At 34.9% G+C, this 13,289-nt stretch carries 12 protein-coding genes and 3 tRNA genes; 8 read left to right on the forward strand and 7 right to left on the reverse strand.

The window, feature by feature from the left end; all coding sequences use genetic code 11:
* Positions 1–5 precede the first annotated feature (5 nt).
* Positions 6–500 (reverse strand): shikimate kinase, encoded by a 495-nt coding sequence (locus PT603_RS07885; protein WP_008239732.1) that lies wholly within the window; start codon positions 498–500, stop codon positions 6–8.
* A 172-nt stretch (positions 501–672) separates the two neighbouring features.
* Here PT603_RS07885 and PT603_RS07890 point away from each other — a divergent pair.
* The 8 genes from PT603_RS07890 to PT603_RS07925 all read left to right on the forward strand — a co-directional run bounded on the left by PT603_RS07890 (position 673) and on the right by PT603_RS07925 (position 5,634).
* Positions 673–745: transfer RNA gene (locus PT603_RS07890), tRNA-Lys, on the forward strand.
* A 115-nt stretch (positions 746–860) separates the two neighbouring features.
* Positions 861–933: transfer RNA gene (locus tag PT603_RS07895), tRNA-Lys, on the forward strand.
* 55 nt (positions 934–988) lie between these two features.
* Positions 989–1,072: transfer RNA gene (locus tag PT603_RS07900), tRNA-Leu, on the forward strand.
* Positions 1,073–1,220: 148 nt separating this feature from the next.
* Complete coding sequence (locus PT603_RS07905; RefSeq protein WP_008239727.1) at positions 1,221–2,123, forward strand: MerR family transcriptional regulator; 903 nt, start codon at positions 1,221–1,223, stop codon at positions 2,121–2,123.
* Between the two features lie 42 nt (positions 2,124–2,165).
* Positions 2,166–3,638 (forward strand): bifunctional phytoene desaturase/3,4-desaturase, encoded by a 1,473-nt coding sequence (gene crtID, locus PT603_RS07910; protein ID WP_008239725.1) that lies wholly within the window; start codon positions 2,166–2,168, stop codon positions 3,636–3,638.
* A gap of 2 nt (positions 3,639–3,640) precedes the next feature.
* The gene (locus PT603_RS07915; RefSeq protein WP_008239722.1) at positions 3,641–4,480 is read left to right on the forward strand and encodes a phytoene/squalene synthase family protein; all 840 of its coding nucleotides are present in this window, start codon (positions 3,641–3,643) and stop codon (positions 4,478–4,480) included.
* A 15-nt stretch (positions 4,481–4,495) separates the two neighbouring features.
* Positions 4,496–4,948 (forward strand): sterol desaturase family protein, encoded by a 453-nt coding sequence (locus tag PT603_RS07920; RefSeq protein ID WP_008239720.1) that lies wholly within the window; start codon positions 4,496–4,498, stop codon positions 4,946–4,948.
* Complete coding sequence (locus tag PT603_RS07925) at positions 4,948–5,634, forward strand: lycopene cyclase domain-containing protein (RefSeq protein WP_008239718.1); 687 nt, start codon at positions 4,948–4,950, stop codon at positions 5,632–5,634. Before PT603_RS07920 ends, PT603_RS07925 begins: the two co-directional genes overlap by 1 nt.
* On the opposite strand, the gene PT603_RS07930 is transcribed toward PT603_RS07925, so the two are convergent.
* The 6 genes from PT603_RS07930 to PT603_RS07955 form a co-directional block, all read right to left on the reverse strand.
* Complete coding sequence (locus PT603_RS07930) at positions 5,611–6,174, reverse strand: TlpA family protein disulfide reductase (protein ID WP_008239714.1); 564 nt, start codon at positions 6,172–6,174, stop codon at positions 5,611–5,613. The two genes, PT603_RS07925 and PT603_RS07930, sit on opposite strands and share 24 nt — an antisense overlap.
* A 68-nt stretch (positions 6,175–6,242) precedes the next feature.
* The gene (locus PT603_RS07935; protein ID WP_008239713.1) at positions 6,243–6,794 is read right to left on the reverse strand and encodes a TlpA family protein disulfide reductase; all 552 of its coding nucleotides are present in this window, start codon (positions 6,792–6,794) and stop codon (positions 6,243–6,245) included.
* 140 nt (positions 6,795–6,934) lie between these two features.
* Positions 6,935–9,199: an aconitate hydratase gene (locus PT603_RS07940; RefSeq protein ID WP_008239711.1), complete on the reverse strand. Its 2,265-nt coding sequence runs from the start codon at positions 9,197–9,199 to the stop codon at positions 6,935–6,937.
* A 285-nt stretch (positions 9,200–9,484) separates the two neighbouring features.
* Positions 9,485–10,438 (reverse strand): AAA family ATPase, encoded by a 954-nt coding sequence (locus PT603_RS07945; RefSeq protein WP_008239710.1) that lies wholly within the window; start codon positions 10,436–10,438, stop codon positions 9,485–9,487.
* Between the two features lie 3 nt (positions 10,439–10,441).
* Positions 10,442–11,887: a peptidylprolyl isomerase gene (locus PT603_RS07950; protein WP_008239709.1), complete on the reverse strand. Its 1,446-nt coding sequence runs from the start codon at positions 11,885–11,887 to the stop codon at positions 10,442–10,444.
* Positions 11,850–12,719: a peptidyl-prolyl cis-trans isomerase gene (locus PT603_RS07955; protein ID WP_238531021.1), complete on the reverse strand. Its 870-nt coding sequence runs from the start codon at positions 12,717–12,719 to the stop codon at positions 11,850–11,852. Before PT603_RS07955 ends, PT603_RS07950 begins: the two co-directional genes overlap by 38 nt.
* Positions 12,720–13,289: the final 570 nt, after the last annotated feature.

Consider the following 13,289-nt stretch of genomic DNA (forward strand, 5'->3'; position numbering starts at 1 on the left):
ATTTTTCAATTATCTATCAAAGCATTGATTTCCTCAACAATCTCATCAATTGTTTTTCCATCACAAGGTATTATTTGATTTGATTGTCTGTAAAATGAATTTCGTTCAAAGAGGTGTTTACCAATAAATTCAGGCAATTCTTCATCTGAAAGATGCGATATTAAAGGACGGTGCCCTTTTTCTGGCTTTAACCGTTCTACAAGTCCGGTAATACTCAATTGCAAATAAAAAACATTGGGTGTAGCCTTATTGATCTTCTTCATGTTATCACCAAAACACGGAGTACCACCTCCTAAGGATAAAATCATGGCTTCAGAACTAGACAGCAAAAATTCCAAATAACTCATTTCTTGCTTCCTAAAATAGATCTCACCCTTATTTTGAAACAATTCACCAATGGACATTTGCTCCTTTTCCTCTATAAAATGATCCAAATCAATTAAGGGAAGTGATAGCTTTTTTGCTAATTTTATACCAACTGTGGACTTTCCACTCCCCATATAACCTAGTAAGACGACCTTCACGATACTTCTAAAATATTTATTTATAACTAATTACGATATCCATTTAAAAAAAACACAAATTTATATCAAAAATGGCTTGAAAAATAAATTATTGATATTATATTTGCACCCGCCTACCAGAAAGGTAGGAATGCTTTTCAAAAGCAATGACTCGGTAGCTCAGTTGGTAGAGCACAACACTTTTAATGTTGGGGTCCTGGGTTCGAGCCCCAGCCGGGTCACAAAATATAATGAGGAATAAAGATTAGTACCACTAGCATCCTTGTTAAAAATTGTGCAGCTTCTAGATTTTGTAGAATTGTTTGCCTAAATAATTAAGTATACAGTAATGTATTTGACTCGGTAGCTCAGTTGGTAGAGCACAACACTTTTAATGTTGGGGTCCTGGGTTCGAGCCCCAGCCGGGTCACAAAAAAAAGTTAAGTAGTTTGCTTAACTTTTTTTATTTTTGAATCATCTATATTGCCCACGTGGAGAAATTGGTAGACTCGCCATCTTGAGGGGGTGGTGTTCGTAAGGACGTGCTGGTTCGAATCCAGTCGTGGGCACTTAAACTTCGGTACAACACCGAGGTTTTTTTATTTACAGAAATTATTTCGCTACCACTCCTTCACTTTATTTCAACTCTTTCAAAACACACTTTTGCTATAATTCGTAAAAAATTTATATTTTTGTTTAAGTTTTTTAGTTAAAACAATGAACATTATTAAAGATTCTTTCAGTATTAAAGATTTAGAAAATCTTTCAGGCATTAAAGCTCATACAATTCGTATATGGGAAAAACGCTATAATCTTCTCACCCCAGACCGAACTGACACCAACATACGTACCTACTCCATTAAAAGTCTTCAAAAACTACTTAACATTTCCCTATTATACGAAAACGGATATAAAATTTCAAAAATCGCGCAACTCGAAGAGGAGCAAATACCAGTTCTTGTTAGAGAAATTGCGAGTAATAAGAATAAAGACAATCATGCCCTTAGTGCATTTAAACTTTCCATGCTCAATTATGACCAAGTCCTCTTCTATCATACCTACAACTCACTTTTAGCGCATAAAAGTTTCAGAGAAATATTTCACGATAACTTCATTCCACTACTTAACGAAATTGGTATGTTATGGCAAACCGACACTATATCACCAGCCAACGAACATTTCATAAGTAACCTGATTAAACAAAAAATTCTATCAAATATAGAAATGCTACAAAGCCTAGCGGCTGAAAAAAGAAATAGAACATTTGTACTTTATCTTCCAGAAAACGAAATACACGAGTTGGGATTGCTTTATGTGCACTATGAACTATTACTTAACGGCTACATATCTATTTACCTCGGACCGACTGTCCCCTATTCAAACCTAACCGAAATTAACGCTACATTTGATAACATTATTTATATCTCATATTTCACTGTAGAACCCAATAGAGATAAAATAATACAGTACTTAGAAAATTTTAATAATCTCCTCCTTACAGAAGATAACCCTAACGAACTATGGATCTTTGGTTTTCAAACCAATAATCTTAGTAAAAGTGAGCTTCCTGAAAGAATTAAACGATTCGACTCCATATCGACTTTCATAAAAGAATTATAATAAATTGTTTTTTGTTTAACTTTTTTCTATTTTTGTTAAACAATGAAGCAACAGATAATTATTATAGGTTCGGGTTTTTCATCATTGGCTGCGGCTTGCTATTTAGCAAAATCAGGCCATAAGGTGACCATTTTAGAAAAAAACAACACCATTGGAGGTCGCGCAAGACAGTTCAAAAAAGAAGGTTTTACATTTGATATGGGTCCTACATGGTATTGGATGCCTGATGTATTTGAACGGTTTTTTTCCGATTTCAAAAAACATCCATCTGAGTATTATACGCTGGAGAAGCTAAATCCAGCATACGAAGTATTCTTTGATAAAAATGATAGTATCTTAATTGAAGATACACTAGAAAAAATCAAAAATACTTTTGAGTCCATTGAGGTAGGAAGCGCTAGTAAACTAGAAAAATTTATCGGTAATGCTCAATCTAACTATAATATTGCCATTAAAGATCTTGTATACAAGCCTGGTGTATCGCCATTAGAATTAGTAAATTATAAAACTCTTTCTAGATTACATCAATTTGCTAGTAACATTCAAAGAGATGTCAGAAAGGAATTCAAAAACAAACGACTTGCTCAAATTTTAGAATTTCCTGTGCTGTTTTTAGGTGCCAAACCCTCACAAACACCTTCATTTTATAATTTTATGAACTATGCAGATTTTGGTTTAGGCACCTGGTATCCAAAAGGGGGGATGTTTTCAGTTGTGGAGGCAATTAAACAACTGGCTATTGAAATGGGAGTAGAAATAAAAACCAACGCAAATGTGGTAAGCATAGAGATCGACAATGGCCTTGCTACTCATGTGGTAACCCAAACCGATCAATATCCGGCAGATATGGTCCTGAGCGGTGCTGATTATCATCACAGTGAAACCTTATTACCCCAACAATACAGGGCCTATTCTGAAAAATACTGGGATAAACGTACTTTTGCTCCCTCATCTTTATTATTCTATGTAGGATTTTCTAAAAAATTAGAAAATATATCTCACCATACTTTATTTTTTGATGTAGATTTTGACATACATGCCCAAGCAATATATGACCGTCCCAAATGGCCTGAAAAACCTCTTTTCTATGCCAGTTTCCCATCTGTAACAGATATTGAGGCAGCCCCTGAGGGTTGTGAAGCGGGGATATTCCTCATTCCAATTGCACCTGGGATAGAAGATACTCCACGTATAAGAGAAGATTACTTCAATATATTAATAAGTCGTATGGAAGATGTAACATCTCAATCGCTAAAAGAGCATGTCCTCTTTAAAGAATCCTATTGCGTAAATGATTTTATTAATGATTATAATGCTTACAAGGGAAATGCCTATGGCCTAGCCAACACACTTACTCAAACTGCATTTTTAAGACCTAAACTACGGAGTAAAACAATTAATAATCTCTATTTCTGTGGTCAACTAACTGTTCCTGGTCCAGGAGTTCCTCCTTCCTTAATTTCAGGAAAATTAGTATCGGAATTAATACTTCAAGACATTCAAAAACGTTCTTAACTATGAAAACTATTTTTGACAACCTATCTTACAGCTGTAGCAAGGCCACAACTCAAGCCTACAGCACCTCATTTTCTGCTGCTGTTAAACTATTAGCCCCCAGTATACGTCAACATATCTATAATATTTATGGTTTTGTTCGATTTGCAGATGAAATTGTAGATTCATTTATGGAGTTTCCGCAAGAGCAGTTACTAATTTCGTTTGAAAATGAATTACAATCTGCCATACAAAACCGGATCAGTCTTAATCCCATATTAAATTCATTTCAGCACACGGTTCATCAATTTAATATTGATCTAAAACTCATTGAAGCTTTCATGAAAAGTATGAGACAAGACCTATTTAAAAGCAACTATTCCACCTACCAAGAATACAAAGAATACATTTATGGGTCTGCAGATGTTGTTGGACTTATGTGCCTGAAAGTTTTTGTAAATGGTGATCTTCAAAAGTATGAAGAATTAAAGCACCCAGCCATGGCTCTGGGTTCAGGTTTTCAAAAAGTCAACTTTTTACGTGATCTAAAAAATGATTATGAGTTATTACACCGTTCATATTTTCCAAATGTAGATTTTAAGAATTTAGACAATCGGACAAAAACCGCCATAATCAAAGAAATTGAAAATGATTTCCAAATTGCTTATAAAGGAATTTTAAAACTCCCTGTTGAAGCAAGATTCGGAGTATACATGGCTTACAAGTATTATAACCGACTATTAAAAAAACTTAAAAAGACACCTTCAGTAGAGATCACCTCAAGACGTATACGAGTACCAAATCATGAAAAATATGGCTTGTTAGCTCAATCATATATTCATTATCGATTAAATTTACTTTAACTAAATCTCTAGGTTATGACTACATTTTATTGGTTATTGGTTTTTATAAGCACCTTTATATTTATGGAATTTATGGCCTGGTTTACTCATAAATATGTCATGCATGGATTTCTATGGTCGTTACACAAAGACCACCATCGCAAGGATCATGATTCTTGGTTTGAGCGAAATGATGCATTTTTTATATTTTATGCCATTGTAAGTTTTAGCTTTTTTTTACTTTGGAAATATAATGACTTATGGATTGGACTTCCTATTGGTGTAGGTATTTTTGCTTATGGACTAGCTTACTTTATGGTTCATGATATATTTATTCACCAACGTTTTAAATTATTCAAAAAAGCAAATAACCGTTACGCAAAAGGAATTAGAAGAGCCCATAAAATCCATCATAAACATTTAGGAAAAGACAAAGGAGAATGCTTCGGGATGCTTTGGGTACCACTTAAATATTTTAAAAACAACTAATGAAATACCTTTATCTTCTATTGGACATTGGATCCCTGAGTATCCCATTTCTATATAGTTTTCATCCAAGACTAAAATTTCACAAACTATGGCCATATCTATTTCCATCGATTATTATGACCATGTTCATTTTTATCCCATGGGATATTATATTTACTGAGAACAAATTTTGGGGTTTTAACAATGATTATTTGTCAGGACTCTACTTTGTTAATCTCCCAATAGAAGAGTGGTTATTTTTTATTTGCATCCCTTATGCTTGTATTTTTACCCATGAAGCTTTTAAGATTATTGCACCTGGCTTTTATCTCAAAAACAAACACCTTGTTCCATTGACATGGTTTCTAATGTTCACTTTCACAATTATAAGCATTGTAAATTATGACAAATGGTATACAAGTGTAAATTTTGCTTATGCAGTTGTAGTCCTATATGCTGGTCTCCTATGGGCCAAGGAAGAACTTTCCCGTTTTTACGCTACTTTCTTAGTGATTCTTATACCCTTTTTTATTGTTAATGGAATACTTACGGGTTCCATGATTGAAACCCCCATTGTATGGTATAACAATGAAGAAAATTTAGGAATTCGATTGGCAACTATTCCTATTGAGGATAGTGTATATGCCTTTACAATGCTATTTAGCAGCATCTTATTTATGCACTTATTGAGAAAGAAGTTTGTCTAGTTGTTCCCTTACTTTTTGGCTATTCCAATCTGCAGCACCTACTTTATCAATTACAATACTCCCATCTTTTGACAGAATAAAAGTGGCTGGAATATTATTTGATTCTAACATTTTTGGGGAAAAGGTTCCTGGCATATAAACAGGGAGAGTGTACTTGTTTTTAGAGATAAAATTTTTCACCTTTTCAATGTCATTATCAGAAGAGACAAATGCAAAATACATTTTATCCTTATAATCATCATACAATGCCTGCATACTAGGCATTTCAGCTATACAAGGGGCACACCAAGTTGCCCAAAAATTTAGCATCACCACTTTTCCTTTAGCCTCTTCAAATGACGAAGCCTTACCCTTCAAATCTATTAAAGTCCAATTATAATCGGTTAGAATTTCCCTGTTTTCAACCTTTTCCACAGATGGACTAAAGGCTATTAATCTATTTACCCACACTTTTATGGTTGTCCCTATAGGGGTAAATAATAGAATAACCAAAATGGCTAATAATATGAGATTACTGCGTTGCTCTTTGCTAATTTTCATTGTTAACTTCCTAAAAAAACAAAACTACCGTTTTCTTATAACCAGCTAGGTAACTTAGGTTACAAATACTATTGAGCCAAAAGCGTATCTAACAATTGGCGAACTTCACTACTATTCCAGTTAGCTCCCTTTGTCTGAGAGGCAACAACACTACCCTGTTTATCTATTACATAACCTGAAGGAATTACTTCTGGATCAAAGGGCATTTTCTCTCCGATAATAAGGTATGTGACATTAAAATCAAATCCCCGCTTAGCCATCATTTCCTCGACCGGTTGAGGAAGTTCATTTGTAATAATATAAAAGTCTACTTTATCCTTATAATCATTGTAAAGCTTTTGAATACTATATAACTCAGCAGTACTTGTGATACGCCACGATGACCAAAAGTTAACAAAAACAACCTTTCCTTCCGATTGATTAAAGTTAAACTGAACATCATTACGGTCTTTCAGTTTCCAATCAAAATCAATTTTTTTCTGTGCTGATACAGGAATTAACTCAACTGAGGAAGCAAAAAGACGATTCAATGCTATTTTACCTTCATACCCCAAAGGAGTAACAAAAAATGACAACACAAACAGTATGAGTATGATGTTTAAAAGGGTCTTTTTTTTCATATTCTTTATCTTGATTTAAGTCTGAAATTCGATGTCAAAACTACTAATAAAATTAAACACTTTACATATCATATTCCTCACATATTGTAAAAAGAAAACTCCCGGTGTATCCGGGAGTTTTCAATCTATAAAATAATTTATTAAGCATTACCAGCAGCAATCAAATTTAAAGCAGAACCAGCTTTAAACCATGCAATCTGTCCATCATTATATGAATGATTTACTTTGATAGTATCAATGCTTCCATCAACATGAACAATTTCTAATGTCAATTGCTTTTCAGGTGCAAAACTTTCTAAATCTATAAAGTTAAACGTATCATCCTCCTTTATCAAATCATAATCAGCCTCATTAGCAAAGGTAAGAGCTAACATACCTTGTTTTTTAAGGTTAGTTTCATGAATACGAGCAAATGATTTAACTAAAACTGCCTTAACTCCCAAATGGCGTGGCTGCATAGCGGCGTGCTCACGTGATGATCCTTCTCCATAATTATGATCACCAACTACTATGGAAGGAATTCCAGCAGCTTTATAGGCTCTTTGAACATCTGGCACACCTCCATACTCACCTGTTAATTGATTCTTAACAAAGTTAGTTTTTTGATTAAATGCATTAACGGCCCCTATTAATGTGTTATTGGCAATATTATCCAAATGTCCACGGTAACGCAACCATGGTCCTGCCATAGAGATATGATCTGTGGTGCACTTACCAAACGCCTTAATTAATAATTTGGCTCCTGTTATATTTTTTCCATTCCATGGAAGGAAAGGATCCAACAACTGGAGACGCTCTGAAGAAGGTGAAACTTTTACCTCAACTCCACTACCATCTTCAGCTGGAGCAATAAATCCTGCATCCTCAACAGCAAATCCCTCAGGTGGTAATTCATATCCTCTAGGCTCGTCTAACATCACCTCTTCCCCATCTTCATTGATAAGTGTATCTTTTAAGGGATTAAAATCCAATTTTCCAGCAATTGCAATGGCTGTCACTAACTCCGGCGAACCTACAAAAGCAAGTGTATTTGGATTACCATCGGCACGTTTAGCAAAATTACGGTTAAATGAATGTACTATAGTATTGCGTTCTTGCTTATCCGCACCTTCACGATCCCACATCCCTATACATGGTCCACAGGCATTTGCAAAAACGGTAGCACCGATTTTATCAAATGTATCTATAAAACCATCTCTTTCTATAGTGTAACGAACTTGTTCAGAACCTGGAGTAATGGTAAACTTAGCCTTAGTTTTCAATTTCTTATCTGCTACTTGCTTAGCTAAGGAGGCAGCACGGGATATATCCTCATAGGAAGAGTTGGTACAAGATCCTATTAAACCAACTTCCACATTTATTGGCCAATCATTCTTAGCCGCAGCCTCTTTCATCTCAGAAATAGGAGTAGCCAAATCCGGAGTAAACGGACCATTTAAATGTGGTTCTAACTCAGAAAGGTTAATTTCAATAACTTGGTCAAAATAGTTTTCAGGATTAGCATATACCTCTGCATCAGCGGTAAGATATTCTTTTACTGCATTAGCAGCATCTGCCACATCTGCCCTTCCAGTAGAACGTAAATAACGATCCATAGAAGCATCATATCCAAAAGTAGAAGTGGTAGCACCTACTTCCGCACCCATGTTACAAATAGTCCCTTTCCCGGTACATGACATGGACTCAGCTCCTTCTCCAAAGTATTCTATTATTGCTCCTGTTCCACCTTTTACAGTAAGAATTCCAGCAACCTTTAATATAACATCTTTGGGAGCGCTCCACCCTGAAAGTTTACCAGTAAGCTTAACTCCAATAAGTTTAGGAAATTTCAATTCCCATGGCATTCCAGCCATTACATCTACTGCATCAGCTCCACCAACGCCAATAGCGATCATACCCAATCCCCCGGCATTTACAGTGTGAGAATCAGTACCAATCATCATTCCTCCTGGAAAGGCGTAATTCTCTAAAACAACTTGATGTATAATTCCAGCTCCCGGTTTCCAGAAGCCTATTCCATACTTATTAGAAACCGATTCTAAAAAATCAAAAACTTCATTACTGGTTTCATTGGCACGCTTTAAATCGGTTTTCGCATCTATTTTAGCTTGGATCAAGTGATCACAGTGAACTGTGGTAGGAACAGCAGCTTTAGATTTACCAGCATGCATGAACTGTAATAAAGCCATTTGAGCAGTTGCATCCTGGCATGCAATACGGTCAGGCGCAAAATCTACATAGTCTTTCCCTCGTTGAAATTCTTTGGAAGGAGTACCATCCCAAAGGTGGGCATACAAAATTTTCTCTGATAATGTAAGGGGTTTACCGGTAAGTGTACGCGCTTTATCAACACGTTCAGCTATCTGGTCATACACCTTTCTAATCATTTCAATATCAAAAGCCATAAGTCTGAATGTAATTAGTTTAAAAAGTGTTGCGAATTTACGAAAATTGACCCGAATTTTAAAGTCTTTAATAGAATAGTCACTTTGCTGAAAATTTTTTAGCAAAAATCATTTTTGACTGCAAAAATTCTCAATAAAGCAATTTTTACTCAGAAAATTTTAGAAATTATCAAGGATAAGACACAGTTTAGTAAGTACTCGAAATACAACTATCCCTAAAATGTTTTAAAAAACTAGAAATCAAGAGATACCGTGCACTAATCTTTTCTCAAAATCAATATAGTCTTAAAAAAGCGATCTAATTATATGCTCGACCGTAACACCTTCGGCTTCAGCTTTGTAGTTCTTAATTACCCGATGTCTTAATATGTCCAATGCTACTGCTTGTACATCTTCAATATCTGGGGAGAACTTCCCATGAATTGCTGCATGAGCTTTAGCTGCTAAAATAAGATTTTGTGAAGCTCTAGGCCCCGCTCCCCAATCCACAAACTGTCTTACCTCGGAAGTCGCAAAACTGCTATCAGGTCGTGTTTTCGAAACTAACCTAACCGTATAATCAACTACATTGTCGGCAACAGGAATGCGACGGACTAAATGTTGAATTTCAAGAATTTCTTCAGCGTTAAACATTGGAGAGACCTGATACTCGCCATCAGAAGTTGTCTGCTTTACCACTTGAACTTCTTCTTCAAAAGAAGGATATTGCAACATAATGGCAAACATAAAACGATCTAATTGCGCCTCAGGAAGTGGGTATGTCCCTTCTTGTTCAATTGGATTTTGCGTAGCAAGTACAAAATAAGGTAATTCTAACGGATACTGCACACCAGCAACTGTTACCGAACGTTCTTGCATAGCCTCCAATAAAGCTGCCTGTGTCTTTGGTGGTGTACGATTTATTTCATCCGCTAAGATTAAATTAGCGAAAACTGGACCCTTAATAAATTTAAAATGGCGATTCTCATCCAGAATTTCACTCCCCAGAATATCACTAGGCATTAAATCCGGTGTAAATTGAATTCGTTTAAACCCGAGTCCTAAAGCATTAGCAATTGTATTAACCATGAGTGTCTTAGCCAAACCTGGAACCCCTATCAACAAACAATGCCCCCCAGCATAAATAGAAAGAAGTAATCTGTCAACAACTTGTTCCTGACCAATAATTACCTTTCCTATTTCAGACTTAAGTTGTTTATTTTTAAGAACTAAATTTTCAAGTGCGGCTACATCAGACATAGGCTATTTCTTTAACCAATTATTGACAAAATTACAATCTTTACTTTCAGCATTTAGACTTACGTACGTATCACGAATTTTTTCTTCCATCCATTTTTGAACGGCTTTCATACGTTTTTCTTGCAACGCCAATTCTTGGATTTTGGTATAATCTCTAGAATAATCAGCTACATGCTCATCATGACGATTTGTAATTCTAAGTATTTTATACTTTTTTGTACCTGTTCTGTCTTCATCTAAAAGTGGTTGTGACAATTCACCATCCGCCAAGTTTACAATTTGACTGTATAAAGAAGGGTCCATACGGGTCAACTCAAATCGAGTATCAAGTGTTGACGGATTAATTAGTTGCCCTTTATTAAACTTCGTTTCCTTTTCATCAGAAAACTCCAAGGCAGCATCTTCAAATGAAATTTCACCATCTACTATTCGCTTTCGAATAGTTTCCATTTTTTCACGAGCCTCACGCAAAGCTTCTGCTGGCACTTCTGGTATTAATAAAATGTGTCTTACATCGATCTCTTGACCACGTTTACGATCCAATTGAACTATGTGCCATCCAAACTCTGTTTCAAATGGCTCTGAAATCTCACCTTCCTCCAAAGTAAAGGCCACATCTTTGAATTCTTTTACGAAAGCTGACTTACGGTTAAGCGACAAAGTTTTACCTCCAGTTGCTCTATCGTGAGAATAAAGAATCGCCTTAGTGGCAAAACTGGTTCCTTGATCTTCAACTTCTGCTTTTATTTGCTTTAGACGCTCGATTGCCTTTTTCTTTTCTGTTTCTGGAATTTTAGGCTGTACAACTATTTGCCCAATCTCTAATTCGGTTCCAAACACAGGTAGCTCGTCCTTGGGTATATTATTAAAAAATTGACGCACTTCCTCTGGAGTAATTTCTACCTCCTCAACAATTTTATCTTGCATACGCTTGGAAAGAAGGTTCACTTTATTAATTTGAAATAATTCCTGACGGAAAGATTCCTCGTCAGTCTTATTGTAAAACCGAAGTAATTTATTCATATCTCCCCCTAACTGCTCCAGAAAATAATCAATCTGCCGATCAACGTTACCATATACTTCACCATCGGAAACTAGAATACTATCTTGTACTGCGTGATGCGCATATAATTTATCTTCCATCAATTTCCCAAGCAATTGACAACGAGTAATATTCTTAATGTCTTGACCTTGGCTTTGTAAATCAATAAAGGTTTTATCTATATCGGAATTTAATATAACATAATCACCTACTACAGAAGCTACTCCATCAATCTTAATTTTTTTGAAATTTGGATTTTTAGGAATCGAATCTTTCCCTGTCCTTTCTATTACATTTAGGCTATCGGTTTGCGCAATAGTCAGTTGTCCCACACAAAAAATTGCTAAAAGCGCTCCTGCTTTTCTCAGCTTATTCATAGATTTCAAATTGTTTTTTTGTAATCGCATCGTTTATAATGTCTTTTTCAAGTTTGCGCACAAACTCCAGTTTACGCTGATTTATGATAATTTGTCGTAATGTTGGTTTTACATACTCAATTGGAGCTATTTCTTGTCGCTTCAAAAGATCATTTATGTGCACCAAATATACTCCTAATGAATCTTGTAACTCAAAAAATTGTGATTTTTTTAAATTATTTTGAGTACTTTGTTCTTGTAATAGAGGAATTTTACGAAAAACCTCTCCAGCTTTAACCCAAACCGAATCATTCAAGGAGAATGCCCTAAATTGCAAGGAAAGCGAATCTAACTCTCGCTGATCTTTTTTATTAAACCTCTTAAACTTATCACGGATTCGTTGAATTCCAGAGTGATTCTCCTTTAATTGAATGTATCGCAACTTAAGCAAATCTTCATTAAGTCTAAAAATTTCTTTATTACCCTGATAAAAAGTTTCCAAATCACCTTGTCCAACAACCGTATCTATAGATTGATTCACCAAACCTTCCTTATAGGCCTTGGTATATAAATCTGTACGATATTCATCCACTAAAGTTTCAAACTCAACAATTTTATCCTCTTGAAGATTCCTCTTTGCATTGGCTAGCATCAACTCTTTAGCCGCCCAATTATTAAGATAACTACTAATTATTGCTATACTATCCTCACGTGTATATTCAGCTGGCAATAAAGCTCGCAAATCATCCTTGTAGAGAAATTTGTCTCCAACCCTTGCCACAGCTTCTTTAGGCTGAGGAGCTCTAAAATAATCACAAGAAATCGCTGAAACCGTGAGTACAATCCATAATATACTCTTATACTTCATCGTTATTTTTTTCACTTTTTGAGTTTTTTAATATAACCTACCTAACAACCATTTTATATCCACCTATCAAGCATTTTCCTTATCTAATTGCAATCATTTGATTTCATTAACCAGCACTTAGAATTTGTGGAAAAGATAATTGAAATTATCCCATACACTTTAAAAATATAAACAACCCTAATAAACGTATTTTTCACAAATGTAATATTCCTTACTGAAGCTAACTTAATAACTCCCCTAATTTCTCTTCACTTTTATTTTCATACTGCTTTTACAAACAATGATAAATCAATTGTTATAGCGGCATTTATAGCAATTAAATAATCAAATCCTTAAAATAAACATGTGTATAAGCACACCCTTTTACATCATAAAGTGACTACATTTATAGAAATTCGCGCTAAAATACAACTTGTATGTTTTAGTAAAAAATCTTCCTAATTTTTAGTAAATTTTAATCATACTAGTTTAAAAAATAAGAAATTACAAAAGTTATATAGCCAAACTAACCTTCATTCAACCAACTTTTAAACCGACTTCAAAACTCTAAATATTGGATTTACCCATAATCAACAAAAACACCTA

The sequence above is a fragment of the Imtechella halotolerans genome (genome assembly GCF_028743515.2).
In the GTDB taxonomy this organism is placed as follows: Bacteria; Bacteroidota; Bacteroidia; order Flavobacteriales; family Flavobacteriaceae; genus Imtechella; species Imtechella halotolerans.